The sequence below is a fragment of the Paracoccus sp. (in: a-proteobacteria) genome, assembly GCF_047605025.1.
Taxonomy (GTDB): Bacteria; Pseudomonadota; Alphaproteobacteria; order Rhodobacterales; family Rhodobacteraceae; genus Paracoccus.
Map to the genome: position 1 here is coordinate 1 of NZ_JASGGO010000020.1, position 24,914 is coordinate 24,914.

Genomic DNA, 24,914 nt, shown 5'->3' on the forward strand with positions numbered 1-24,914 from the left:
GAAGATGGCTGCCTGAAGTCTACTTCTGTGCCCCGTTAAAACGGGGAAGATTACCCTCCGTGAAACACTCCGTCAAGCATACAGTCGCTTATTCTGCCCCGCGCCGGATCTCTGCGGTCATGCTGTCCGCGCCGATACGGTTCGCCGATCAGCGGGTTTCCCAGCCGTTTCGAATATTTTCCTGCCAGCCATCGCGATGCAGAAGAGGCAGGTCGTCAGTGCATTCGGGCCAGCCGAGGCAGAGCCAGGCGCTGAACTCCCAATTCGGGGGTGCGTCCAGCAGCGGGCCGATCCTGGTCGGATCCAGGATCGAGACCATGCCCAATCCAAGATTGCGCGCCCGTGCCGCCAGCCAGAGCGTGTGAATGGCCATGGCGGTGGATTGGCGCAGCGTCTCGGGCATGGTGGCGCGCCCCAGGCCGTGGCCCTCGGCGGGGTTGGTGCGGGTGAACACCGCCAGTTGCAGCGGCGCCTGTTCCAGCCCCGCGAGCTTCAGCGACAGGTAATGCGCGCGGCGCTCGTCCTGGTAGGTGCGGGCTGCGGCCTGGTTGCAGGCCGCGTGATCCCGGCGGATGGCGGCGCGCAGGGCGGGATCATCGACGCGGATCACCCGCCAGGGCCGGGAATTCCCGACCGAAGGCGCAAGCTCCATCGCCTGCCGCAGATCCCGGATCAGGGCCTCGGGAATGGGATCGGGGCGGAAATGCCGGACATCGCGGCGCCAGCGCAGGACGCGGTCCAGCGCGGCGCGGTCATCTTCAGTCAGCCGCATCCCCAGCCTCCTGATCGGGCAGGCCGGGCCAGTCCAGGTCCAGCCAGACCAGCCTGTGGCGCGAGGCGGTGCGTGCCAGGGTGGCCAGGGGCTCTTCGGCGGGCCAGAAGACGCCCGCGCCCAGAACGGCCAGATCCTTGCGCGGCAACAGATAATCGACCCGCATATTGCCTGGCGGCCTGTCGTCGGGCCAATCGGCGGTGTCCAGCGCCGGATCGCCGCGATGGCCGGCATTGACGCCAAGGCTGCCCGCCTGCCGGGCGCCTTCGCTGGCGGGGCGCGGATCCTGGACATGATCCATCAGGCGCGCCAGTGCCTGGGGGCGGCCGTCGCCATCGGCGGGGTCCAGGTTCAGGTCGCCGGCCAGGACGAAAGCCGCATCGGGCAGATGCCTTAGCCAGAAGGCCAGCTCGTCATGGTTGCGCCGGCCGTTCCGATCCTCGGGACCGTCGAAGACCGGGGGCGTCGCGGCCATGGCCAGCAGATGCAGTGGCCTTGTTCCCGCCGTTATGGTCACGTCCCAATGCGCGACCGAGGAGAGCCGCTGGATCGCAGCCGCCTCGGGCGGGGTCGGGGGCATCAGGTGACCGGGCAGGTCGCGCCACAGAAAGGCGCTATGGTCGCGGATCTCGGCCAGCGGAAAGCGCGACAGCAGCGCCATGCCACCTTGGCCCGGAAAGCGGCCAAAGCCCTGCCGGTCCCTGGCCTTGCCCAGCCGGCCGTCGCCGTCCAGGTCCAGCCCGCTGGGCATCCCGGCATTGGGCGGACCCGCGAAGGCATGGTCATAGGGAATGGCGGCCTGTTCCAGCCGCTGGCGCAGGGCCGCAAGAGCCAGCCCCTCGTGGTCCCAGTCCAGGCCGGTCAGCAGCAGGATGTCGGGCCGCGTCCGGGCGATGACCTGGATCACGGCGGCGATCTGGGCATCCTCGCGGCCCAGGTCGCGCAGCAAAAGCCCCGGCCCGTCGCGGGACAGGTCGGGGCTGAAGGTCGCGATCCGCAAGGGACCGGCCGGCGCCGTCCCCGCCCAAAGCCCGCAGGCCAGCGCGAAAACCGCCGGCAGCAGCAGCCGGACGGGACTGGTCGCCAAGATCAGATCCAGGGCCGGCTTTGCGCCATCCGGTTTTCGAAGGCGTCGATCGAGGGCGATTTCTCCATCGTCAGGCCGATATCGTCCAACCCGTTCAGCAGGCAGTGGCGGCGGAACGGGTCCAGTTCGAAGCTGAAACTCTCTCCGTCCGAGGTGGTCACGGTCATCGCCTCAAGGTCCACGGTCATGCGGGCATTGGCGCCCTTGCGGGCATCCTCCATCAGCACGTTCACCACCTCTTGCGGCATGACGATGGGCAGAATGCCGTTCTTGAAGCAGTTATTGTAGAAGATGTCGGCGAAGCTGGTCGAGATGACGCAGCGGATGCCATAGTCCAGCAATGCCCAGGGCGCGTGCTCGCGCGATGAGCCGCAGCCGAAATTGTCGCCGGCGATGATGATCTGGCTGGCGCGCCAGGCCGGCTGGTTCAGCACGAAATCGGGGACCTCGCTGCCGTCCGGGTTGAAGCGCATCTCGTCAAACAGGTTCTTGCCCAGGCCCGAGCGATGGATCGTCTTCAGGAACTGCTTGGGAATGATCATGTCAGTGTCGATATTGACCAGAGGCATCGGTGCCGCGATTCCGGTCAGCGTGGCGAATTTGTCCATTTCTTGATCCTTGCAGAATTGACGGGCTGCCTGGCCCGGCGTTAGCCTTGCAGGCAGTTTTTCAGTTTCCCTCATGGGAATGTTTGTGATGTTCGGTTTTATCAATTTTGCCGTTTTGCGGTCTTGCATGGGCCATGGCTGGACGCCCGTGATCGGGGATCCCGAGATCACGGGCTGGCTTACGGTGATTTCCTATGGCTTGTGCTTTGTCCTGGCGACGGCGGTTCTGCTGCGCCGCCCGGTCGGAGCGGCGCTTGGGCTGTGGTTGGCGATCACCCTGCTGATGGCTTTCCTGGGTGTCAACAAGCAGCTTGATCTGCAAACCGCGCTGACCGCGACGGGGCGCTGCGTGGCCCATACCCAGGGTTGGTATGACGACCGCGCCTGGGTGCAGCTTAGTTTCATCGCCCTGCTGGTTGCGACCGTGGTTCTGGCGCTGTGCATGGCCCTGCGCCAGTTGCGCGGCCGATTGCGCCGCAATGGCCTGGCCCTGCTGGGCCTGACCGTGCTTTGCGGCTTTGTGCTGGCGCGCGCGGTGGGGTTTCATGATGTCGACAGCCTCATCAGCATGAATTTCGCGAATGTGAAGTTCAACTTCTGGTTCGAGAATTCCGGCTTGGTCCTGATCGCGGTGAATGCCTGGCGGCTTATCGGGCGGGGCAGGGCGCCCCGCCCGAACCCGCTTAGACCGCCTCGGCCATCATTTCACGAACATCTGTCAGATGGCCCTTGATCCCGGCGGCTGCGGCCATGACCGGCGACATCAGATGCGTCCGGCCACCCCGGCCCATGCGGCCCTCGAAATTGCGGTTCGAGGTCGCGGCGCAGCGTTCGCCCGGCGCAAGCTGGTCGGGGTTCATGCCCAGACACATCGAGCAGCCCGCCAGCCGCCATTCGAAGCCGGCATCGGTAAAGATCTTGTCCAGCCCTTCTTCCTCGGCCTGCATCCTGACCAGGCCCGAGCCGGGCACGACCATGCCGCGCACGCCGGCGGCCAGGTGCCTGCCCTTGAGAATGCCGGCGGCGGCGCGCAGATCCTCGATCCGGCCATTGGTGCATGAGCCGATGAATACCGCGTCGATCTTTACCTCGGTCAGAAGGGTGCCGGGCTGAAGGTCCATGTAGTCCAGGCTGCGGCGCGCGGCCTCGACCTTGCCGCCCTCGAACTCCTCGGGGGCGGGAACGCGGTCGGTGATCGCCAGCACGTCCTCGGGCGAGGTGCCCCAGGTGACGACGGGGGCGATGTCCTCGCCGCGGATGGTGACGGTCTTGTCGAAATGCGCGCCCTCATCGGTGAAAAGGGTCTTCCACCAGGAAACGGCGGCCTCCCAGGAGGCGCCCTTGGGCGCATGGGGGCGGCCCATGCAATAGGCGAAGGTGGTCTCGTCCGGGGCGATCAGGCCGGCGCGGGCGCCACCCTCGATCGCCATGTTGCAGACGGTCATGCGGCCTTCCATCGACAGTTCGCGGATCGCCTGGCCGCAATATTCGATGACATAGCCGGTGCCGCCGGCGGTGCCGGTCTTGCCGATCACCGCCAGGGTGATGTCCTTGGCGGTGACGCCGGGACGCAGGCGGCCGGTGATTTCCACCTTCATGTTCTTGGATTTCTTCTGGATCAGCGTCTGGGTGGCCAGGACGTGCTCCACCTCCGAGGTGCCGATACCATGCGCCAGCGCCCCGAAAGCGCCATGGGTCGCGGTGTGGCTGTCACCGCAAACCACGGTCATGCCGGGCAGGGTCCAGCCCTGTTCCGGGCCGACGATATGCACGATACCCTGGCGGATGTCCGACATCGGGTAATAGTTCAGGCCGAAATCGCGGGCGTTCTTGTCGAGTTCGGCGACCTGGATGCGGCCCTCGGGGTTCTCGATCCCTTTCACGCGGTCGGCGGTGGTCGGCACGTTATGGTCCGGCACGGCGATGGTCTGGTCGGGACGGCGCACCTTGCGCCCGGCCATGCGAAGCCCCTCGAATGCCTGGGGGCTGGTCACCTCATGAACCAGGTGGCGGTCGATATACAGGATGCAGGTGCCATCCTCTTGCCGGTCCACGACATGGGCGTCGAAGATCTTGTCGTAAAGCGTGCGGGGGGTATTGCCGGTCATGGCTGTCTCTTTCCGAAAGAGTAGCTGGGAGAGTGAGGATAAAACGCGCCGGGCTGGGCCACGGCAATGACGCGCATGCGTCCGCGACCGTCAAAGTCGGGCAGTGACGGAATGGCTTACGCCATAGAAGCGACCCGGCAGCCTGGCCCGGTCATGGATATCGAAATAGACGAATCCTTGCATGATGGCCATGTTACGCCGATTTTCGGTCGGTTTCAATATCGCACACGGGATTGCACACGGGGCTGTTAATTCCATGTTGAGAATTGCGCCCTATCCTCGCCGGCAACGATGGAAAAAGGGAATGGGCATGCTGATTCGGGTCCTGCTGCGGGCGATTCCGCTGATTTGCGTGGGCGTTTTCACGCTGGGGGTCTATCTCGTGGACGGTCCCGGCCAGCGGGGGCAGCAGGTCGCGCGGCTGGAAACGCAGCAACTGACCTGGGCCGTGGGCCTGGTCAAATGCCCGGATCCATGGGGAAATCTTCCGCTTTCCGCCTGCCGGCCAGCGAATGAGGCCAGAAATCCACCTCTCCCGGCATTGAGCGGGCCGGAATCCGTGTTACATTGAACATGCCCTTGCGCCGGGGGAGAGCGGCGCGCCGACCGGAGGATGAACCCCTGTCCAATACCGTCTCGCCGGCCTCTTCGCCGGCTGCGACTTTCGCGCAGTCCGATCTGACCAGCGATCAGCTTCTGGCCTGCATCCTTGCCTCGCTGGACGATGACAAAGCCGAGGAGGTCGTGACCATCGACCTGCGCGGTCGCTCCGCCATGGCCGATCACATGGTGATCGCCTCGGGCCGTTCCTCGCGCCAGGTGGCCGCCATCGCCGAGAAGCTGGTCCAGCGCCTGAAGGAAAAGACCGGCCGCAGCGCCCGGATCGAGGGCAAGGACACCGGCGACTGGGTGCTGATCGACACGGATGACGTGATCGTCCATGTCTTCCGCCCCGAGGTCCGCGAGTTCTACCAGCTTGAAAAGATGTGGATGCCGGCCGATGCGCTGCGCTCGGCCACGCTGGAGCGCCTGCGCGCCGATCACGCCGCCGAGGAAGCCGCCCGAATCCCGCGCGTCTGATCCATGCGGATCGTCATCGCCGCCGTTGGGCGGCTGCGGCAGGGCCCCGAGGCGGCGCTGATCGCCGACTACCTTGAGCGCCACGCCAAGGCGGGCCGCGCCTTGGGCCTGCCGCCGGTGACGGTCGTAGAGGTCGAGGACAAGCGCGGCGGCGGCATGGCCGCCGAGGCACCGCTTCTGATGCGCGCCATCCCAGAGGGCGCCGCCCTGGTGATCCTGGACGAGCGCGGCCAGATGCTTAGCTCGCCCGAGCTGGCCGCGGGGATCGCCGGGTTCCGCGACCAGGCCCGCGACATCGCCTTTGTTATCGGCGGGGCGGATGGGATCGATCCCGCGTTGCGGGCGCGGGCGGATCTGGCGATCAGCTTTGGGCGCATGGTCTGGCCGCATATGCTGGTGCGGGTGATGCTGGCCGAACAGATCTATCGCGCCACCACGATCCTGGCCGGCAGCCCCTATCACCGGGTCTGAGCCCTGTCGCCGGGAACCCTCGATCATTAAAATGCCGGGCAAAGAACGGACGGGAATGGCGCCGGACGGTGTTAGATTCGAACCATGCCAGATGAACGAATCCCCGGTTTCCCATGTCCATACCAGCCATCACGCCCCTGGCCGCCTCGGCGGTGATCCCCCCGCGCGGCGAGGCCGCGCAAGACCCCGCTCAGCGCGATGTGTCCCGTCCCGTGTCCGGTCCTTCGGCGGGGGGCGAAGCCGGGACCGCGCAACTGGCCGACGCTTGGCCGCAAGGCCGGCACAAGACCCGGCGGGACGATCCCGGCGCCGACGGCCAGGGCCGCGATGGCTTCCGCATGAGCGATGAGATGGTCGAGCGTCTGGCCGAATCCGATCCGGCTCTGGCGCGGCTGCTGCGCGAGGCAACTCAGCCCGAGACGACCGACGTGTCTCCGGCCCCGATGGATCAGATCGCCTTCCGCGCCAAGGTCATCGCTTATCTGAAATCGGTCTATGGCGATGATCCCGGCTTTCAGCGGGCGCTGAAGCTGGGCACGATCACCGTCCGCGCCGTTCCCGGCGATGAAGAGGCCGAGTTGCAGGACAGCGCCACACATCAGCTTTACCGCAGCACTGCGCGAGAGGCCACAGCCGCCGCCGGCAACCCTCTGCGTCCGGGCCGAGGGGATTTCATCGCCTGGTGGCCGAAGTAAGCTCCGTGGCGGGCGGATCTGGATCTCGCTCGCCCGGTAGTCAGTGTCAGAAGCGGGCGGGGTGGGTTCTGGTCATCCTCGCCCTTCCCAAGCCTCTTTTTCAGATACAGCTTGGGGGCATCGGCATCGGCATCGGCATCGGCATCGGCATCGGCATCGGCTGGCTCAGGCGCCGGTCTTGCAGCGGAACCCGCCGAGCAGGATGGATCTCATGGCGGTCAATGTCGTTCGCGCCAATAGGGTCTTGCCAGTGCCAGGCGCCAGCATCCGCACCGTCGTGTCATCAGCAAGGATCGCTTCGGCCGACAGGACATGGCGACCGATGGCGTCGGTCAGGGACTCCAGCAAGGCGGTGGTCTTGCCGACCCGATCGGCGAGGGGCGAACGATCCAGATGGAGCCCCTTAGCGGTCGAAGATCTGGCTCTGGCGATAGAGTGGCAGATGATCAGCATATTTGCTGACCCGGTCCGCCATTGGTCTGAGGACAATGGTCGAGGGGGATCGCACGCCGCCTGACCAAGATCTGCCATCCCTGGGCCAATCGTCAGGTCGAGCGGATGAACCGCACCATCAAGGACGCGACGGTCAAATGCCGCCACGACGAGAACCACGACCAGTTGCGCAGGTGTCTTTCCGACTTCATGGCAGCTTACAACTTCGCCCGCTGCCTCAAGACGCTCGGCGGCCTCGCGCCTTATGAATACATCTGCAAAATCCGGGCATCAGAGCCAGATCGATTCATCCTTCAGATACAAGGACCGAAAAGCCGGCAGCCAAGCGAAAGGCGCCTTTCATCTTGCCGGGCATGTTGTCATGGCTTTGCCATGCAAAATCCCGGCATGACGATTTCAGCCAATTCGATTTTTCCTGCCGGGACCTCTCCGGTTCGATGGGTGCTTGCCGCGCTCCCTTTCTCTGTCATCCGGCCGATGCCGTGACAGGGGGTTTGAGCGGTCCCTTCATGTGCCGCCGAAGCGGCTGTTCAACCAGCCTTGAGGTCGGCCTTGGTGCCGTTCTCATTGGTCAGTGGGGTGCCCGACAGCCGGCCGGCGCTTGCCGCGTGCGGCCCTTGCTATCGACCAGGATATGGAAGGCGGGCCTTATGTCCGCCCTCCAAAGCCGGATCCGGCTGGTGGAAGGCGGCGCGGGTGTCGTGGATCAGATGCCCTCACGGTCCAACAGGCCCGCCAGAACGCCTGCCAGGCGCTCGGCCCATTCCTCTTGCCCCACGGCATCCGCGATCAGGTCGTTGCGCACCTCGATCAGCAGGTTGGGGCGGCCCTGCGCCAGGGCGTGGCGGTCGATGGAATCGCCGTCCAGATGGCCGGAATAGGGTTCGTTGTCGCCGGTGACCCAGCCCAGTTCCCGGCATTCGCGCACCATGGCCTTGCCCAGCCGCTCGTCGCGATGGGAATAGAGCACGCCCACCGACCAGGGCCGGCGCGGGCGCCCGCGCAATTGCCGGGTAAAGCTGTGAATGGCGCAGATCGCCCGGCGCGGATGCGCGTCTGCCAGCGTCCCCAGCGCCGCGTGATAGGGCCGGTATAGCCGGTCCAGCCGCCGCTCGCGCTCGGCCGTGTCGGCATGGCGGTTCGCGGGGATGACGGTCCCGTCATAGATCTTCATCAAAAGCGTCGGATCGTCCTCGCCCCGGTTGGGGTCGATCACCAGCCGCGAGAAGTCGGACAGGATCGCCGGCGCGTCCAGCTTTTCGGCCAAGCGCAGGCTTAGGCCCGCCGCGCCCACGTCATAGGCGATATGACGCTCCATGTCTTCGGGCGCGATGCCCAGATTTCCGGCATTGATCCAGCCGGGCACCCGGTTCGTGGCGTGGTCGCAGGTCACAAGCCAGCGCGAGGGGCGATCCGTGCCCAAGGTCGTATAAGCTTCGCTCGTCATCATCTCTTCGCCTTGCATGGCTGGCGGTTTAGTGCAAGCCAAGGGTAAGGCACCAGTTGCCGCAATGGTGGGAATAGGTCTATAAATCCCCTGCTAGCGCAAACATCGATGGGAGAAATGGATGAGACGGCATCGCAAGGTCAAGATCGTGGCAACGTTGGGGCCGGCATCCAGCGACTTCGCCACCATCCGTTCGCTGTTCGAGGCTGGAGCCGACGTGTTCCGCCTGAACATGAGCCATGGCTCTCATGCCGAGCAGCGCGCGCGCTATGACATCATCCGCCGGGTCGAGGCCGAATCGGGCCGCCCCATCGCGGTGCTGGCCGATCTTCAGGGGCCGAAACTGCGTGTCGGCACATTTGCCGAAGGGCCGCATGAATTGCAGATCGGCCAGGCGTTCCGCTTTGACCTGGACGACGCACCGGGCACCGCCGCGCGCGTGCAACTGCCCCATCCCGAGATTTTCGCCGCGCTGGAACCGGGCGCCGAGCTTCTGGTCAATGACGGCAAGATCCGGCTGCGGGTGGAAAGCTGCGGTGCCGATTTCGCCGATTGCGTGGTGAAGGCGGGGGGCGCGATCTCGAACCGCAAGGGCGTGAACGTGCCCGATGTGGTGCTGCCTCTGGCCGCGCTTTCGGACAAGGACCGCGACGATCTGGAGTTCGCCTGCCAGCTTGGCGTGGATTGGCTGGCGCTTAGCTTCGTCCAGCGCCCCGAGGACGTGATCGAGGCGCGCGAACTGGCCAAGGGCCGGGCTGCGATCCTCTCCAAGATCGAGAAGCCCGCCGCCGTCCGCGCCTTCTCCGAGATCCTCAAGGTTTCGGACGGGATCATGGTGGCGCGGGGCGATCTGGGGGTCGAGCTTCCGGTCCATTCCGTGCCGCCGATCCAGAAACGGCTGGTGCGGGCCTGCCGCTCTGCCGCCAAGCCCGTGATCGTCGCGACGCAGATGCTGGAATCGATGATCGAAAGCCCGATGCCGACGCGGGCCGAGGTTTCGGACGTGGCGACCGCGATCTATGAGGGCACGGATGCGATCATGCTTTCGGCCGAAAGCGCCGCCGGCGCTTATCCGATCGAGGCCGTCAGCACCATGGACAACGTGGCCCGTTCGGTCGAATCCGATCCGACCTATCGTGAGATCATCGAAAGCTCGCGCCAGGCCAGCCGCCAGACCGTCGCCGACGCCATTGTCGCCGCCGCGCGCGAGATCGCCGAGACGACCGACATTTCCGCGATCTGCGCTTATACTCAATCCGGCACCACCGGCAGCCTGGTGGCCCGCGAACGCCCGCGCGTGCGGATCATCGCCCTGTCCTCGCAAGAGCGCACGCTGCGCCGGCTGTGCCTGACCTGGGGCACGCATTGCGTGCTGACCCCCTCGCTGGAGCGTTTCAAGCAGGCCGTGGTCAATGCCGCCAAGGCGGCGCGCGATTTCGGCTTCGCCGACGAAAACAATCAGATCGTCGTGATGGCGGGCGTGCCCTTCAACCAGTCCGGCACCACCAATATCCTGCGCATCGCGCCTTGTGACGAACGCTTGATCTATCGCACCGATCCAGAATAACTCCCTGAAGGTAAGGGCCTCGGCCGGGAAACCGGCCGGGCTTGATGGGGCGCTCTGGCCGCGGGGCGAGGAATAGGGGAATGCCATGGTCGATCTTCTGCTTTTGCTGGGTGTGGCGCTTTGCGCGCTGTCGGTGATCATGGCGATCATCTCGGTCGCCCGGACCCGCGCGCCTCGGGGCGCTGCCCTGGCCCTGGTGGCGGGCGTGGTCGTGCTGTTCGCGGCAAGCTGGTTCGGTGGGCGTCCCCTGGGCGCTGGCAGTGTCGGCGAAAGCTGGGACCGCCTGACCAGCGGCCAGGCGTTTGGCACCAATACCGTCAGCGCCCCGCCCCCTGCCGTCACCCCCGAGCAGACCGGCGGAGACAGCACAACCAGCGCCCCCTCGGCTGAGGCCCCGCTGCATGAGGGCAGTTCGGGCGAGACCCCCGGCGCGGAAACCCCGCCCCCGGAAAGCGTGCCGACACAGGCCGTCGAGGTGCCTGAAACGGCCCCCGCCGCGCCCGTCGCCGATGCGCCCGCCAGTGAAGCACCGGCCAGTGAAGCGCCCGCCGCCGAGATTCCTGCGGCGGAAAGCCCGGCTGAAACCGCCGTGGAGATCCCGGCGACCGAGGCCCCCGTGTCTGAAGCCCCCGTGTCTGAAGCCCCCGTATCCGAAACTTCGACCGAGGTTCCTGTTCAGCAGGCGCCCAGCCAATAAGCCGTGCCCCTGCCGTGGCGGAGGGCTAACCCGCCAGGACGGCCGCCAGGGCCTCGGCTTCGGCGTCGTCGTTATAGAGATGCGGCGTGATTCGCAGCAGTGCCCGGTCCTGCGCGCGTGCGGCTTGGGATAGCGGCTCCTCCACGCTGGGTGTCGGCCATTTCACCAGGATGCCCGCTGCCTGAAGCCGCGCCTCGATCCCCGGCTTTTCGGCCAGGGGCACCGACAGCACCACATGGCCCGGCGCGATTTCGCCGCCTTGCCCCGTGTCCAGCCATTCCGCCAGCCGGTCATGCGCCGCCAATGCCGCGCGAAAGCGCAGGGCGATCCGGGCCAATGCGGCGGCATGGGCGGGCACGCCCAGGGCCAGCACCTCGTCCAGCGCCACGTTCAGGCCCAGCCGCAGCGCCAGATTGGCGTCCAGCGGCTCCAGCGCCCGTGCCTCCAGCCCCAGCACCGTCTCGGCCCGGTCCGAGAGCGCCAGAATTGCCGTGGCGCGCGGGCCGCGCAGCCATTTCCGCCCGGTCGAGACCACCACATCCGCACCCAGTTCATCCAGCCCGACCTGCACCCGGCCCAGGGCCTGGGCGGCATCGACCAGGACCAGCGCCTGTTCGGGGCGGGGCAGGGCGGCGATGCGCGCGACCGGATAGACCAGGCCCCGCGCGCTGGTGACATGCGGCAGCAGGATCGCGCCCAGGTCCGGCCCGATCCGGGCGGCCCAGGCGGCGGGGTCCAGCGCCTCGGATTCGGGGATGACATCCAGCCGCAGGCCGCGATCCGGCGCGACCTGGCGCAGGAACCGGACATGCGTGCCCCATTCATGCGGCGACAGAAGCACCCGCCGACCCCCGAGGGGCATCCGCGTCAGCGCCGCCAGCCAGAATTGCGTTGTGGTATGGCCCAGTCCCACCCGCCGGGGCGCGGTGCCGAGAAGCCGCGCGGCCTTGCCGCGCAATTCCGCCAGTTCCGGCTGAGCGGCGTCGATGGCGGCCAATACGCCCGCCTCGGCTTCCAGCCGGGCATGGGCCAGCAGCCGCGCGCGCTGCGCCTGGGATGGCAGGCCGTGCCCGCCAGCGTTCAGATAGGTTGACATCCTGGCCTCTGCCTGGTCCGGTTCGGCATTCTGGTCCATCGCGCCGCGCTTTTCCAGTGCGCGCGGCCGCGCCTGGGGCCTTGCCAATCCAGCCATGTGGCCTTATAGGGCACGCTTCCACCCGCGCGGCCGGCCGATATGGCATTGCCGAGTCGTGCGTTCACTCTGACCGCAAGGAGAGTAAAATGCCGAAGATGAAGACCAAATCGGCCGCGAAAAAGCGGTTCTCGATGACGGCCTCGGGCAAAGTGAAAGCTGGCCCGGCTGGCAAGCGCCACGGTATGATCAAACGCTCGACGAAATTCATCCGCGATGTGACCGGGACCATGATCCTGTCCGATGCGGATGCGAAGATCGTCAAGAAATACATGCCTTACAACCGCTAAGGAGAACCGGACATGGCACGAGTCAAATCGGGTAAAGTCACCCACGCCCGCCACAAGAAGGTTCTTGACGCGGCGAAAGGCTATTACGGCAATCGGTCGCGCAACTTCCGCACCGCGACCCAGGCCGTCGACAAGGCGAACCAATACGCGACCCGCGACCGCAAGGCACGCAAGCGCAATTTCCGCGCGCTGTGGATCCAGCGCATCAACGCCGCGGTCCGTGCGGTCGATGCCGAGATGACCTATTCGCGCTTCATCGCCGCCCTGGCGAAAGCCGGTATCGAGGTGGATCGCAAGGTTCTGGCCGACCTGGCCGTGCACGAGCCGGAGGCTTTTGCCGCCGTCGTGGCCCAGGCCAAGGCTGCCGCCTGATTTTCCAGGCTGCTGGCGAAGGAAACGGACCCGCGCCAAGGCGCGGGTTTTTCTTTTTGCTTGGGGGGCTTTGCCCCCATGCCGGGCGGTGCCCGGCATTCCCCCAGGATATTTAGGCAAGAAAGACGCATGAAGGGGACTGGAACCGCCGGTGCGAATGGTGGTTGCTGAGAGGATGGATCAGCCGCGTCATCCCGCCCGTGTTTCCCTGCATCGCAAGCCCCTGGGCGTGATCGCCTCGGCCATGGTCGCGCGGCGCAATGTGCTGGAGCTGATCCCCGAGATCGCCACGCGTCAGCCGATGGTTTCGGGCAAGACCGGCAAACGCTGGCACATGGTCATGGATCCAGAGGCATTGCGGATCGTGCTGAAGGATCGGGTGGAGGACTATCCGAAATCGCTGGTGACGAAGCTTTTGCTTGAGCCGGCCATCGGGCAATCGCTTTTCGTCGCCGAGGGTGCGCATTGGCGCTGGCAGCGCCGCGCCGCCGCGCCTGCCTTTGCGCAGCGTCATGTCGAGGCGCTGGCCCCGGTCATGACCGGGGCCGCCGAGGCCGGCGCCCGGCGGCTGGCGGCATCGCGGGGGCCGGTCGATGTCTTTGCCGAGACGGTGGCGGCGACCTTCGAGGTGATCTCGGACGTGACCTTTTCCGGCGACGAGGGTTTCGACCGCAATGCCGTGCATCATGCGATCAACGCCTATATCGAAAGCTCGGCGCGGATTTCGGTGCTGGACATCCTGGGCCTGCCGGGCTGGATCCCGCGTCCGGGGCGGCTGCGCACGGGGGGCGATCTGCGGCGCATGAAGCGGGTGGCCGACCAGGCGATCGGCGCCCGCGCCCGAACCGGCCCGCGCCCCGTGCCGGATCTTCTGGACCTGCTGCGCGCGGGCGAGGATCCCGAGATGCATCGCCGCATGTCCCCGGCCGAACTGCGTGACAACCTTCTGACCTTCATCGTCGCCGGGCATGAGACGACCGCGCTGACCTTGGCCTGGGCGCTGTATCTGTTGGGGTTCGACCCTGCCGTCCAGGCCCGTGCCGCCGCAGAAGCCCGTGCCGTGCTGGATGGCCGGGCGGCGACGGCGGCGGACCTGCCCAGGCTGTCCTATATCCGCCAAGTGGTGGACGAGGCGCTGCGGCTTTATCCGCCCGCCGCCTTCCTGTCGCGCACCGCCCGCATCCACGACACTTTAGGCGGTCGCGAGGTTCGGCCCGGCGATACGATCATGCTGCCGATCTATGCATTGCACCGCCATCATCTGCTGTGGGATGAGCCCGACGCCTTCGACCCGGACCGCTTCGCGCCGGGCGTGATCCGCGACCGCTTCGCCTTCCTGCCCTTCGGTGCCGGCCCCCGCATCTGCATTGGCGCGAGCTTCGCGCTGCAAGAGGCGGTGATCATCCTTGCCACCTTGCTGGATCGGCTGGAATTCGCGCTGACCTCGCGGCTGCCGCAGCCGCGCATGATCCTGACCCTGCGCCCGCATGGCGGCGTCTGGCTGAGCATCCGCGAACGCGCTTGAAATCCACCCCGCCGCGCGGCAAGGTCGCGGCCATGATCACCATCTATCACAAGCCGACCTGTTCGACCTCGCGCAAGGTGTTGCAGATGATCCGCGATGCAGGGATCGATCCGCATGTCGTTGATTATGTCAAGGAAGGCTGGACCCGGCCCCAACTTTTGGGCCTTTTCGCCGCCGCCGATCTGACGCCGGCCCAGGCCCTGCGCGTCAAGGGCACCGACGCGGCCGAGCGCGGGCTGCCCGGTGCCGATGACGAGACGATCCTGGATCACATGGTCCAGAACCCCGCGCTGGTCGAGCGTCCCATCGTCTGCGGCCCCGGCGGGGTTCGTCTGTGCCGGCCGGTCGATCTGCTGGCCGAAACCCTGTCCCGCTAGGCTTTTCCCGGTCGTCTTCGCGTGCTAATCGGCGCGAGAACCGCAAGGAAAGCCACCATGTCCGATCTGAACACCCTTCGCCAGTCCTATCTCGACCGCATCTCGGGCGCCGCCGATGCCGATGCGCTAGAGCAGGTCCGCCTGGCAGCCCTTGGCAAGAAGGGCGAGATCAGCGGCAGGATGAAGGAACTGGGCCGGATGACCCCCGAAGAGCGTCAGACTACCGGCGCCGCCCTGAACCGCCTCAAGGACGAGATCGACAGCGCGCTTCGTGCCCGCAAGCAGGGGCTTGAGGATGCGGCGCTGGATGCCCGCCTGAAAGGCGAATGGCTGGACGTGACCCTGCCCGGCCGCCCGCGTCCGCAGGGCAGCATCCACCCCGTCAGCCAGGTGACCGAGGAGGTCACCGCGATCTTCGCCGATATGGGTTTCCGCGTCGCCGAGGGGCCGCAGATCGAATCCGACTGGTTCAATTTCGACGCGCTGAACATTCCGCCCGAGCATCCCGCCCGGCAGGAGCACGACACCTTCTTCATGGCGCGCGCTTCGGACGATCCGCGCCCGCCGCATGTGCTGCGCACCCACACCTCGCCGGTGCAGATCCGCGCCATGCAGTCGACCGGCGCGCCGATCCGCGTCATCGCGCCGGGCCGCGTTTACCGCATGGACATGGACCAGACCCATGCGCCGATGTTCCACCAGGTCGAGGGGCTGGCCTTGGGCCGCGACATCTCCATGGCGAACCTGAAATGGACGCTGGAGGAGTTCTGCCGCGCCTTCTTCGAACTGGACGAGGTGGAGCTGCGTTTCCGCGCCAGCCATTTCCCCTTCACCGAGCCCTCGGCCGAGGTCGATATCCGCTGCTCCTGGGAGGGTGGCAAGCTGACGCTGGGGCAGGGGAATAGCTGGCTGGAAATCCTGGGTTCCGGGATGGTCCATCCCAAGGTTCTGGCGGCGGGCGGGATTGATCCCGATCAGTGGCAGGGCTTTGCCTTCGGCATGGGCATCGACCGGATCGCGATGCTGAAATACGGCATCCCGGATCTGCGGGCCTTCTTTGAAAGCGATCTGCGCTGGCTGCGGCATTATGGCTTTGCCGCGGGAGATGTGCCGAGCGTGGCGGGCGGTCTTAGCCGCTGACCGCACGGCGGCGGTCTGATGATCCCAAAATAAGGCGAAACCTAACGCCCCATGCCCGCGCCCCCGAACAGGACGACCTTCTGCGCCGCAGGCTGGTGAAGGTTGGCGCCTTGATCGACTGGGCATTTTTCAAGCGGGAATGGGCCGGGTTCTTCCCCGCAACGACGGGCCGCCCGGCGACTTCGCCGGGCTGATATATCTGCGTCCTGATCAGTGCTCAGCGACGCGACATCACCCCGGTGTTGGCAAAGCTCCTCAAACGGCGAACTGCCATCGGGTCCGAAATCGGCCACATGAAATCAGAGGGCGGATTGGCCAGATGTCCCCTGAAGGGCAGGACCGGAGATGCGATCTTTGCCGTGCTCTGCGCCTGCGGGCATAACATCCGCAGGATCCTTGCCCATCTCAGGGCTGACGACTTAGGGTGGTCGCATCACCCCAATGGCTTAATCCTTCTGCCATGCATCGGCGCCGGAGCGGACGCCGGCATTGCCGCCATGTTCGCCGACCTGAAACCCATCGAAATGGCGTTCGCCAGGCTTAAGGCGCATCTGGAGCGCATCGGCGCCCAGGTCTTTCAGCCCGTCGCCGAGCTCCGCTATTTGTCCCATCCCCAGGGTGCCGGATCTGTTTTCAGCCGCGGGATGTTCCCGGTTGGGGGCGAGGCTTTGGCCCGGTGCGGCGCAAGTTCAGGCGTGAATCTGTGCTCGGATTTGCAACATGGGGTGAGCATTGATGTGGTCTTTATGGACAAATATGCTTTCGTATGGTTTGATATTCAAGGATGCCAGATCGGCCGATTTATGAATGGAATCATAGGCATTTTTGCGTATGCTCAATCGGTCCTTAGCGGCCAGAGTCTTGTATAAGTTGGAGTAATAATGGCATATTCCGATACCGGGCCGCTGCTGTTCTTTGGTAACAACCTTGCCACCGCTACGGGCTATACCCAGACCGGCAATCCCGGCGATGCCAATTTCAGCATGACGATGAATAATTTGCAGGCCGTCGGCACGGCCGAGGATATCTATCGCGTCGTCTGGTATCAGAACGTCAACAATCCCGACACGACATCCGCGTTCCAAAACGGCCAGATGTGGCGGGTCGATGTCTATGACGCTTCGGCCGATGATGACGACGACCCGACAACCGGCGATGCCGGCTGGGCGCAGGTTTATACCGGCCAGGTGCCCAAGGACGACATTGCGGCCGGCCTTGGTTCTGGTGGCACCTATGTCGTGTTCGAATCCGGCGGGAGCTATCTTGTCCTGGACGTGGCGGCGGATTTCACCTCTGGAACGGCTTCCACCGTATATGATGCGAGCGATGGCTCGGGCACGCTGGCTTTCGATACGGTGCAGGATGCCTATGAGGCAGAGATCGCCCGCCGCGAAAATGCCATCTGCTTCGCTCGGGGCACGCTGATCAAGACGCCGCAAGGGGTGTCGGCCATCGAGGGGCTGCGCCCCGGCGACCTGGTGCTGACCCGCGACAATGGCGCGCAGGTGATCCGCTGGATCGGCGCGGTCCAGGTCGGCGCCGCCACGCTGGCCGCGTCGCCCCGGCTGCGGCCCATCCGCATCCGCGCCGGTGCCCTGGGCGAAGGTATTCCATCGGCCGATCTGGTCACCTCGCCCCAGCATCGGGTGCTGGTCCGCTCGCGCATCGCACGGCGTATGTTTGGCGCCACCGAGGTGCTGGTCGCCGCCAAGAACCTGCTGGCGCTGGACGGGATCGAGGTCGCCGAAGACCTGACCGAGATAGAGTATTTCCACATGCTGTTTGATCGGCATGAACTGGTGATTTCGAACGGGGCCGAGACGGAATCCTTGTTCACTGGCCCCGAGGCGCTGAAATCCGTGGGTCTGGCCGCCCGGCAAGAGATATTGGCGCTGTTCCCCGAACTGGCCGAGCTGGAAGACCTGCCCGTGGCCGCCCGGATATTGCCGCCGGGCCGTCGCGCGCGGCGCATGGCCGAGCGGCATCAGTCGAACCGGATGCCGCTGCAAGCCTGATGGTCGGCGGGTGGGCGGGGGTTGCCCCCGCGATGCTTGGTGACCAACCCCGCCATAAGGGATCGTCGCCGGGCCGGAAGGAAGTCCGGGGCGATCAGGACATCGGCGTGATATTGGGCTTCGGCCCCGATGGTCAGCCTGGAGGATATCGACCGGCATTTGCCGAGGAAGATCCCATGGGGCAAGCTGCCCCCGCCTGTGTAAGCGCCGTCCCGGCCCCACCTTCCTGCTGGAACCGCAAGCAGCGATCCCGCTCCGAGTGGGGTTTGCGAAAGGTATCAGGGTTCCTTCATCGGAAACGTAATATGGAGGCCGCCGGGTCCGCGCAGTTTCCTGCGGCTCTGTCAGCCAAGCTGCGCCAGGTCGGCTAAGGCAAAGGGCCGGATCGTTGCCGAAACGTCGATGGTGGTTACTGCCAATCGGCGCGCAAAACGACCCTTATAAATGTCCAAAATCGACCTTTTCCGTGAGAGGTCGAGATCAGCGTCTGATCGGGCGGAGGCGATCAAATAGCGGGGGGCGGCTTACGCTTTGATTGGGGTCAGGGACGGTTTTTGCATTGCGGGACTCGTGGTCGATTTCGATGACATTGCGGCAACGGGACGGGCGGTGCGAGGCGCGCCGTGACCCGCCGGCGGGCGATGTCGGCGATGTCGATGATCTAAGCTGCGCCCGCACAGGCGGCTGATCAGATGAAGCCCCTTTAAGCGATTTGCATAAGCGCTTTCACCGCTTTTTTGGGCGGCCTTTTCGTTCGGAAAGGAATGCCCGCCTTGGCGGATATTTTGTCGGATCAGGGCATGGTCGCGAATTCGCTTTGCAATTGCCGTCGCAGTCCGGCGCGCTGTTCGTTCACCATGCCAGGGATCAGGAACAGGTCCACCAGCATCCAGATCCCCAGCACCAGCAGAAGGATCAGGCCGACCGCAATGGGCAGTGTCAGGAACCCCAGGATCAGCAGCACCAGCATGGCCGCGCCCGATCCCGTCCGGCCAAGGTAAAAGCGGTGAATGCCCAGCCCGCCGGCAAAGATCAGCAAAAGATAGGCCAGAAGCGGCGACTTGGCTTCGTTCGACAGGCGCTGTTCGATCAGGATCTGCTGCTGGGTATCAAGTGACATGAATGCTTCCTTTGGAAAACTGATCGGAGGGTAAGAGCCTGCCGCCAGTTCAACCACAGGAATGCTAAAATATGGTTAAGGCGCGCATCCTTACCAACCCGACCCCAACCGCCTGCGGATTTCGTCCTTGTCGTTCTGGATCATGCCGGGGATCAGGAACAGGTCGATCAGCGCCCAAAGGCAGACCAGCCCGACCAGCGGCCATCCGATCAGGATCGGCGCGGTCAGCCAGCCCAGGCCCCACATCGCCAGCATCACCAGCCCGCTGATCCAGCGCCCCAGATAGATCCGATGCACCCCGAAACCCCAAAGCAGGATCGCCAGCAGATAAGCGACCAGGGGCGATTTCGCGTCATTGGCGACCCGTTGCTCGATCAGCATTTCTCGTTGCGTGTTCATGGGCTCCCATGCCTATGTTAACTCTATTCACATATAGGTGGCGTCAAGGGCGTTGCAAGGTCCGCCGGGCTGTCCCAATCTGCGGCGAATGCTGGAAATCCGCAGCACGGCCCGCGCGGTGGCGCACCACCCTACCATTCTTCGCCGCCATGCGTTAAGGGACGCCGAACCGCCGATATTTCGGTGCCCGAACCTGCGGAGCCGCGCCATGAAATTCACCCTCTCCTGGCTCAAGGAGCATCTCGACACCACCGCCACGCTGGACGAGATCACCGAGGCGCTGACCGACCTGGGCCTTGAGGTCGAGGGCGTGACAGACCCGGCCAGCCGACTGAAATCATTCACTCTTGCCAAGGTGACCGAGGCCGTTCAGCACCCCGATGCCGACCGGCTGCGGGTCTGCAAGGTGATGACCGACGAGGGCGAGAAGCAGATCGTCTGCGGCGCCCCGAACGCCCGCGCGGGCATCACCGTGGTGCTGGCCAAGCCCGGCGATTACGTTCCCGGCATCGACGTGACCCTGGGCGTCGGCAAGATCCGGGGGGTCGAAAGCCACGGCATGATGGCCTCGGAACGCGAGTTGGAGCTTTCCGAGGAGCATGATGGCATCATCGAGCTTCCCTCGGGCGAGGTGGGGCAGAAATTCGTCGATTGGCTGGCCCTGAACCGTCCCGAGGCGGTCGATCCGGTGGTCGAGATCAAGATCACCCCGAACCGCCCCGACGCGCTTGGCGTCCACGGCATCGCCCGCGATCTGGCGGCGCGCGGCCTGGGCGTGCTGAAAGCCGTGGCCGATGTCACCGTGCCGGGCACATTCGCCAGCCCGATCAAGGTGGTGATTGCGCCGGAGGTGGCGGAAAAGGCGCCGTTCTTTGCCGGCCGGGTGATCCGGGGGGTGAAGAACGGTCCCTCGCCCGAGTGGTTGCGGAAACGGCTGACGGCCATCGGGCTGCGCCCGATCAACGCCTTGGTGGACATCACCAATTTCTTCACCTTCGACCTGAACCGGCCGCTGCATGTCTTCGACGCGGCCAAGGTGCGGGGCGATCTGGTCGTGCGCGCTTCGGTCGCGGGCGAGGAATTGCTGGCGTTGGACGGCAAGACCTATGCCTTTGTCCCCGGCACCATGATCATCGCCGATGAAAACGGCCCCGAAAGCATCGCCGGCATCATGGGCGGCGAGGCGTCCGGCTGCGACGAGGCGACCGCCGATGTCTTCCTGGAAAGTGCCTATTGGGACCCGATCGCCATCGCGACGGCGGGCCGGGCGCTTAAGATCAACTCCGATGCCCGCTATCGGTTCGAGCGCGGCGCGGACCCTGCCTTCACGCGTCCGGGGCTGGAACTGGCGACGCGGATGATCCTGGATCTTTGCGGCGGCGAGCCGTCCGAGGTCGTCACCGCCGGCGCCGTCCCCGACACCACCCGCGCCTATAAGCTGGACCCGGCCCGCGTCTCCAGCCTGGTCGGCATGGAGATCCCCGAGGAAACCCAGCGCGCCACGTTGCAGGCGCTTGGCTTCCGGTTGGAAGGCGATCAGGCTTTCGTGCCGTCCTGGCGCCCCGACGTGCTGGGCAGCGCCGATCTGGTCGAAGAGGTCGCCCGCATCGCCAGCCTGACCAAGCTGCAAGGCCAGCCCCTGCCGCGTCCGCAGGCGGGCGTGCCCCAGCCGGTGCTGACCCCCTTGCAGCGCCGGGAATCGGCGGCGCGGCGCATGGCGGCGAGCCTGGGCTATAACGAATGCGTCACCTACAGCTTCATCGACCAGCCGGCGGCGGCGCTGTTCGGCGGCGGCCAGGACGCGCTGCGGATCGAAAACCCGATCAGCAGCGAGATGACGCATATGCGCCCCGACCTGCTGCCCGGCCTGCTGGCGGCGGCGGCGCGCAACCAGGCGCGCGGCTTCATGGACCTGGCGCTGTTCGAATGCGGCCCCGTCTTCGGCGGCGGCGAGCCGGGTCAGCAGGACCTGCACCTGACCGCGATCCTGGTGGGGGCGAATGCGCCGCGCGACCCCTTCGCCTCGCGCCGCAAGGTGGACATCTACGACGCCAAGGCCGATGCCGAGGCGGTGCTGTCGATCATCGGTGCGCCCGCCAAGGCGCAGATCAACCGCAAGCTGGCCGCCTGGTGGCATCCCGGCCGTGCCGGCAATATCGCGCTGGGGCCGAACACGCTGGCCACGTTCGGCGAGGTGCATCCCAAGGTGCTGCGGCATTTCGGCATCAAGGGTTCAGCCGTGGCCTTCACCGTGCGCATCGCGGCGGTGCCGCTGCCCAAGGTGAAAACGCCCTCGCGTCCCGCGCTGGCGCTTTCCGGCCTGCAAGCGGTCGAGCGTGATTTCGCCTTTGTCGTGGACCCGCAGGTCGAGGCGCTGACCCTGGTCAACGCCGCCGCCGGCGCCGACAAGGCGCTGATCGAGCGGGTGACGGTCTTTGACCAGTTCACGGGGCTTGAGGGCGGCAAGAAATCCATCGCCATCACGGCGCGGCTGCAACCGAAGGACAAGACCCTGACCGAAGCCGAGATCGAGGCGGTTTCAGCGAAGATCGTCGAGAAGGTCGGCAAGGCGACGGGTGGGGTGCTGCGGGGGTGATGCGGCCAGCGTCCGGCCCGGTCCCGTGTCTGGGGCCGGGTGTCAGGGCACCGTGACCGAAACGCAACCTTTCAAGGTGCCCGGCATCCCGGCGGCGGAATTGCTGGTGCAGAACTTGTCGGTGCCCTTGAAGCCCGCGGCGGGCGTATAGATCAGACCCCGAGGCGACAGGGCGATCTTGCCCGATTTCGGGGCGCGGGTCAGTTTGACCTGCGTGGCCGGTGTCTTCTTTGTGCCATTAATGAAGCTGGGATAGCCGATCAGGCAAGAAGCATCGCCGGGTGCCATCTGGAACTTGCCATTGCCCTGTGCGCTGGCCCAGCCGCGCCCGTTGCTGCCCGAACATTCGGCATGGGCCGCGCTTGCCGTCAGCACCCCTGCGGCTAGAAAAATCGAAAAAGCACGATAAAACATGATGCAACCTCGCCCTGATGGTGCGGGCAGGGTATCGCAGAAACGTGATATTGGCAAATGGCCATGAGACCGCCAGCCGAACAGGCCCCTTAGGCGGGATCGACGATCCGCTCATGTCCTGGGGCGGTCGGCGGGCCGTCGCGCAGGTAGTCGCCGATGATGCGGGCGGTCGCCTGTGGGGTCAGCCGCTCGTCGGTCCGGCGCAGATCCTCGGGTGACCACCAGCGGAACTCCAGAAGCGTCCCAGCCTCGGCCTTGTCGCGCATGGCCGGGGTAAAGCGGGGGACATGCACTACGAAATATTGCTCGGATTGGCGAAAGCGCCGGCCCTGCCAGGTCAGTTCATGCTCGCGCCGCCACAGGATCGGCCCCGGATCGAAGGCGGCCAGGCCAAGCTCCTCGTCCAGTTCACGGCGCAGCGCCGCCTCGGGGGACTCGGCCGGGCGAAGGCCGCCGCCCGGCGCGATCCATACACTTGCCCCATCGGGCAAGCGGACACGCATCAGCAAAAGCCCGTCCTCTGGACAAAGCAGGAAGGCGCGCACCGCTTTCCTGATCAGTAGGCCGTCGCCCATCAGGCCGCGCCGACCAGAATCCCCCGCTGCACCGCCGGCCGGGCCAAAAACCGATCCAGATACGCCTGCACATTGCCGAAACCGTCCATCCCCGTTTCCGCCTCGGCCTCGTAATTCACCCGCACCGTGCGCAGCCAGGGCGCGATCGCCATGTCGGCGATGGAATATTCGCCGGTGATCCAGTCGCGACCCTCAAGCTGGCGGTCCAGCACGCCCAGCAGGCGGCGGGCCTCGGTGAAATAGCGGGTCCGGGGGCGGGGATCCTCGATCTCGCGGCCCTTGTAGCGGTGGAAAAAGCCGACCTGGCCCAGCATCGGCCCAAGGCCGCCCATCTGCCACATCAGCCACTGGATGGTGTGATAGCGCGCGGCGCCACTGGTCGGCAGGAACTTGCCGGTCTTGTCGCCCAGATAGATCAGCATGGCCCCCGTCTCGAATAGCCCGATGGGCTGGCCGTCCGGCCCGTTCGGGTCGATCATCGCCGGGATCTTGTTGTTGGGGTTCAGCGACAGGAATTCGGGGGTGAACTGGTCCTCGGGGTTGCCGATGCTGATGCGATGGGCGTCATAGTCCAGCCCGCATTCCTCAAGCATGACCGAGGTTTTGATGCCGTTGGGTGTATTCAGTGTGTACAGCTGGATGACATCGGGCCGGCGGGGCGGCCAGCGGTGAGTGATCGGAAAAGCGGCAAGGGCGGTCATGGAAATCCTCTTTGGGCTGGATTTGCGCAATTTGTTATGTGCAGAGTTGTCCGCAGGTGCGACAGGTTAGAAAAGGTAAGCACATGATCAAGGAATTCAAGGAGTTCATCGCTAGAGGCAATGTCGTCGATCTTGCGGTGGGTATCATCATCGGTGCCGCCTTCACGGCCATCGTCAACTCGCTCGTGGCGGATCTGATCAATCCGATCATCGGTCTTCTGACCGGCGGCACGGATTTCAGCGGCCATTACCTGGTGCTGAAGGGCGAGGTCCCGGACGGCGCCAGCCTGAATGCTGCGCGCGATTCCGGCGCGGCCGTCTTTGCCTATGGCTCGTTCCTTTCGGCGGTCATCAACTTCCTGATCATCGCCTGGGCGGTGTTCCTGCTGGTCAAGGGTGTTAACAAGCTGCAAAACGCCGCGATCAGCAAGAAAGAGGAAGAGCCGGCTCCGACCGGCCCGACCCAGGAGGAACTGCTGGTGCAGATCCGGGACGAGCTGCGCGCCAACCGCGCCTGAACCAGGTAAGGCGGCGCCGGTCCTTGCGGGCCGGCGCCGTTTTTCTTTGCGCGAGGCGCGGTTCAGGGCAAGAATGCGACGCAGAAATCCGGTTTTCGCCGCAGGAGATCCCATAATGATCGATATCGACGCAACGGATCGCCGCATCTTGTCGGTGCTGCAACGTGACGGGCGCATCACCAATGCAGAGCTTGCGGCCGAGGTTGCTCTTTCGGCCAGCGCCTGCCATCGCCGGGTCCAGCGGCTGGAGGAAACCGGGTTGATCCGAGGCTATGTCGCGCTGCTGGACGCCCGCAAGCTTGAGCGCCCGACCACCGTTTTCGTCGAGATCACGCTTTCGGGCCAGGCCGATGAACTGCTGGAAGCTTTCGAGCGGGCCGTCCGCACCATCCCCGACGTGCTGGAATGCCATCTGATGGCCGGTTCGGCGGACTATCTTCTGAAGGTCGTGGCCCAGGACACGGACGATTTCGCGCGCATCCACCGCCAGCGCCTGGCCAAGCTGCCAGGCGTGCGGCAGATGCATTCATCCTTTTCGCTTAAGACCGTGGCGCAGACGACGGCGCTGCCGATCTAAAGCATCTCTTTCTACCTGGAGGCATCCCCTGCGGCTGGAAGTGCAGCCGGCATTCCAAAGGAGGAAACCGCAGGGCAACTTGTCGGGGAACCCGCCGAAAAAGGCGCCGGGCCGAAAA

28 protein-coding genes and 2 pseudogenes are annotated in these 24,914 nt (G+C 65.5%); 18 read left to right on the forward strand and 12 right to left on the reverse strand.

Annotation, left to right across the window (positions count from 1 at the left end; all coding sequences use genetic code 11):
- Positions 1-148: 148 nt before the first annotated feature.
- Genes bluB through leuD form a run of 3 tightly spaced genes read right to left on the reverse strand, consistent with a single transcriptional unit; the run spans position 149 to position 2,467 of the window.
- On the reverse strand, positions 149-772 hold the full coding sequence (bluB, locus tag QM682_RS12175; protein ID WP_415130091.1) for a 5,6-dimethylbenzimidazole synthase: 624 nt from the start codon (positions 770-772) through the stop codon (positions 149-151).
- A complete protein-coding gene (locus QM682_RS12180) occupies positions 759-1,859 on the reverse strand; it encodes an endonuclease/exonuclease/phosphatase family protein (RefSeq protein ID WP_415130093.1) in 1,101 nt (366 codons plus the stop codon). Before QM682_RS12180 ends, bluB begins: the two co-directional genes overlap by 14 nt.
- Before the next feature lie 2 nt (positions 1,860-1,861).
- Positions 1,862-2,467, reverse strand: a complete 606-nt coding sequence (leuD, locus tag QM682_RS12185; RefSeq protein ID WP_415130095.1) for a 3-isopropylmalate dehydratase small subunit — start codon at positions 2,465-2,467, stop codon at positions 1,862-1,864.
- An 88-nt stretch (positions 2,468-2,555) separates the two neighbouring features.
- Here leuD and QM682_RS12190 point away from each other — a divergent pair, with 88 nt between their 5' ends.
- Positions 2,556-3,200 carry a hypothetical protein gene (locus tag QM682_RS12190; RefSeq protein WP_415130097.1) on the forward strand — a complete coding sequence of 215 codons (645 nt, stop codon included), beginning with the start codon at positions 2,556-2,558 and terminating at the stop codon, positions 3,198-3,200.
- Here the strand turns inward: QM682_RS12190 and leuC are convergent.
- Positions 3,151-4,575 carry a 3-isopropylmalate dehydratase large subunit gene (gene leuC / locus QM682_RS12195; RefSeq protein WP_415130099.1) on the reverse strand — a complete coding sequence of 475 codons (1,425 nt, stop codon included), beginning with the start codon at positions 4,573-4,575 and terminating at the stop codon, positions 3,151-3,153. The genes QM682_RS12190 and leuC overlap by 50 nt on opposite strands.
- 190 nt (positions 4,576-4,765) lie before the next feature.
- On the opposite strand from leuC, the gene QM682_RS12200 reads away from it, so the two are divergent.
- The 4 genes from QM682_RS12200 (at position 4,766) to QM682_RS12215 (ending at position 6,821) form a co-directional block, all read left to right on the forward strand.
- Positions 4,766-5,146, forward strand: coding sequence for a hypothetical protein (locus tag QM682_RS12200; RefSeq protein ID WP_415130101.1), 381 nt, complete (start codon positions 4,766-4,768; stop codon positions 5,144-5,146).
- 2 nt (positions 5,147-5,148) lie between these two features.
- The gene (rsfS, locus tag QM682_RS12205; RefSeq protein WP_415130233.1) at positions 5,149-5,655 is read left to right on the forward strand and encodes a ribosome silencing factor; all 507 of its coding nucleotides are present in this window, start codon (positions 5,149-5,151) and stop codon (positions 5,653-5,655) included.
- A 3-nt stretch (positions 5,656-5,658) separates the two neighbouring features.
- Entirely contained in the window at positions 5,659-6,126 is a 468-nt protein-coding gene (rlmH, locus tag QM682_RS12210) for a 23S rRNA (pseudouridine(1915)-N(3))-methyltransferase RlmH (RefSeq protein ID WP_415130103.1), read from the forward strand.
- A gap of 113 nt (positions 6,127-6,239) precedes the next feature.
- Positions 6,240-6,821: a hypothetical protein gene (locus tag QM682_RS12215; protein ID WP_415130105.1), complete on the forward strand. Its 582-nt coding sequence runs from the start codon at positions 6,240-6,242 to the stop codon at positions 6,819-6,821.
- Positions 6,822-6,986: 165 nt separating this feature from the next.
- On the opposite strand, the gene QM682_RS12220 is transcribed toward QM682_RS12215, so the two are convergent.
- On the reverse strand, positions 6,987-7,274 hold the full coding sequence (locus tag QM682_RS12220) for an IS66 family transposase (RefSeq protein ID WP_415130107.1): 288 nt from the start codon (positions 7,272-7,274) through the stop codon (positions 6,987-6,989).
- Between the two features lie 48 nt (positions 7,275-7,322).
- Between QM682_RS12220 and QM682_RS12225 the strand changes: the two are divergent.
- A pseudogene (locus QM682_RS12225) lies at positions 7,323-7,568 on the forward strand (integrase core domain-containing protein); the annotation flags it as partial.
- Positions 7,569-7,980: 412 nt separating this feature from the next.
- Here the strand turns inward: QM682_RS12225 and QM682_RS12230 are convergent.
- On the reverse strand, positions 7,981-8,721 hold the full coding sequence (locus QM682_RS12230) for an N-formylglutamate amidohydrolase (protein ID WP_415130109.1): 741 nt from the start codon (positions 8,719-8,721) through the stop codon (positions 7,981-7,983).
- Between the two features lie 121 nt (positions 8,722-8,842).
- Between QM682_RS12230 and pyk the strand changes: the two genes are divergently transcribed.
- A complete protein-coding gene (gene pyk / locus QM682_RS12235) occupies positions 8,843-10,288 on the forward strand; it encodes a pyruvate kinase (protein WP_415130111.1) in 1,446 nt (481 codons plus the stop codon).
- Between the two features lie 85 nt (positions 10,289-10,373).
- Positions 10,374-10,985, forward strand: coding sequence for a hypothetical protein (locus QM682_RS12240; protein ID WP_415130113.1), 612 nt, complete (start codon positions 10,374-10,376; stop codon positions 10,983-10,985).
- A 25-nt stretch (positions 10,986-11,010) separates the two neighbouring features.
- Here the strand turns inward: QM682_RS12240 and QM682_RS12245 are convergent, their stop codons facing one another.
- Complete coding sequence (locus tag QM682_RS12245) at positions 11,011-12,177, reverse strand: aminotransferase class V-fold PLP-dependent enzyme (RefSeq protein WP_415130115.1); 1,167 nt, start codon at positions 12,175-12,177, stop codon at positions 11,011-11,013.
- A gap of 89 nt (positions 12,178-12,266) precedes the next feature.
- Between QM682_RS12245 and rpmI the strand changes: the two genes are divergently transcribed.
- The 7 genes and pseudogenes from rpmI (at position 12,267) to QM682_RS12280 (ending at position 17,896) form a co-directional block, all read left to right on the forward strand.
- Positions 12,267-12,467, forward strand: coding sequence for a 50S ribosomal protein L35 (rpmI, locus tag QM682_RS12250; RefSeq protein WP_024843601.1), 201 nt, complete (start codon positions 12,267-12,269; stop codon positions 12,465-12,467).
- Positions 12,468-12,479: 12 nt separating this feature from the next.
- A complete protein-coding gene (gene rplT, locus QM682_RS12255) occupies positions 12,480-12,839 on the forward strand; it encodes a 50S ribosomal protein L20 (protein WP_155062999.1) in 360 nt (119 codons plus the stop codon).
- Between the two features lie 175 nt (positions 12,840-13,014).
- Positions 13,015-14,364 (forward strand): cytochrome P450, encoded by a 1,350-nt coding sequence (locus QM682_RS12260; protein ID WP_415130118.1) that lies wholly within the window; start codon positions 13,015-13,017, stop codon positions 14,362-14,364.
- 32 nt (positions 14,365-14,396) lie between these two features.
- The gene (locus QM682_RS12265) at positions 14,397-14,741 is read left to right on the forward strand and encodes an arsenate reductase family protein (protein ID WP_415130120.1); all 345 of its coding nucleotides are present in this window, start codon (positions 14,397-14,399) and stop codon (positions 14,739-14,741) included.
- A gap of 57 nt (positions 14,742-14,798) precedes the next feature.
- Positions 14,799-15,881 carry a phenylalanine--tRNA ligase subunit alpha gene (gene pheS, locus QM682_RS12270; protein WP_415130122.1) on the forward strand — a complete coding sequence of 361 codons (1,083 nt, stop codon included), beginning with the start codon at positions 14,799-14,801 and terminating at the stop codon, positions 15,879-15,881.
- A 203-nt stretch (positions 15,882-16,084) separates the two neighbouring features.
- Positions 16,085-16,291, forward strand: a pseudogene (locus tag QM682_RS12275) (IS5/IS1182 family transposase); the annotation flags it as partial.
- 471 nt (positions 16,292-16,762) lie between these two features.
- Positions 16,763-17,896: a Hint domain-containing protein gene (locus tag QM682_RS12280; RefSeq protein ID WP_415130124.1), complete on the forward strand. Its 1,134-nt coding sequence runs from the start codon at positions 16,763-16,765 to the stop codon at positions 17,894-17,896.
- A 793-nt stretch (positions 17,897-18,689) separates the two neighbouring features.
- Here the strand turns inward: QM682_RS12280 and QM682_RS12285 are convergent.
- Both QM682_RS12285 and QM682_RS12290 read right to left on the reverse strand, forming a co-directional pair.
- The gene (locus QM682_RS12285) at positions 18,690-19,016 is read right to left on the reverse strand and encodes a TM2 domain-containing protein (RefSeq protein WP_415130126.1); all 327 of its coding nucleotides are present in this window, start codon (positions 19,014-19,016) and stop codon (positions 18,690-18,692) included.
- A 90-nt stretch (positions 19,017-19,106) separates the two neighbouring features.
- On the reverse strand, positions 19,107-19,415 hold the full coding sequence (locus tag QM682_RS12290) for a TM2 domain-containing protein (protein WP_415130128.1): 309 nt from the start codon (positions 19,413-19,415) through the stop codon (positions 19,107-19,109).
- Between the two features lie 208 nt (positions 19,416-19,623).
- Between QM682_RS12290 and pheT the strand changes: the two genes are divergently transcribed.
- Positions 19,624-22,011 carry a phenylalanine--tRNA ligase subunit beta gene (gene pheT / locus QM682_RS12295; RefSeq protein WP_415130130.1) on the forward strand — a complete coding sequence of 796 codons (2,388 nt, stop codon included), beginning with the start codon at positions 19,624-19,626 and terminating at the stop codon, positions 22,009-22,011.
- A gap of 42 nt (positions 22,012-22,053) precedes the next feature.
- On the opposite strand, the gene QM682_RS12300 is transcribed toward pheT, so the two are convergent.
- From QM682_RS12300 to QM682_RS12310, 3 genes are all read right to left on the reverse strand, one after another.
- A complete protein-coding gene (locus QM682_RS12300; protein ID WP_415130132.1) occupies positions 22,054-22,425 on the reverse strand; it encodes a hypothetical protein in 372 nt (123 codons plus the stop codon).
- Between the two features lie 89 nt (positions 22,426-22,514).
- Positions 22,515-23,000 (reverse strand): NUDIX hydrolase, encoded by a 486-nt coding sequence (locus QM682_RS12305; protein WP_415130134.1) that lies wholly within the window; start codon positions 22,998-23,000, stop codon positions 22,515-22,517.
- A complete protein-coding gene (locus QM682_RS12310; RefSeq protein WP_415130136.1) occupies positions 23,000-23,701 on the reverse strand; it encodes a glutathione S-transferase C-terminal domain-containing protein in 702 nt (233 codons plus the stop codon). Before QM682_RS12310 ends, QM682_RS12305 begins: the two co-directional genes overlap by 1 nt.
- 83 nt (positions 23,702-23,784) lie before the next feature.
- On the opposite strand from QM682_RS12310, the gene mscL reads away from it, so the two are divergent.
- Together mscL and QM682_RS12320 are read left to right on the forward strand one after the other, a co-directional pair.
- Positions 23,785-24,219, forward strand: coding sequence for a large conductance mechanosensitive channel protein MscL (gene mscL, locus QM682_RS12315; RefSeq protein ID WP_415130138.1), 435 nt, complete (start codon positions 23,785-23,787; stop codon positions 24,217-24,219).
- A gap of 118 nt (positions 24,220-24,337) precedes the next feature.
- Complete coding sequence (locus tag QM682_RS12320) at positions 24,338-24,796, forward strand: Lrp/AsnC family transcriptional regulator (protein WP_415130235.1); 459 nt, start codon at positions 24,338-24,340, stop codon at positions 24,794-24,796.
- The last annotated feature ends 118 nt before the right edge of the window (positions 24,797-24,914 follow it).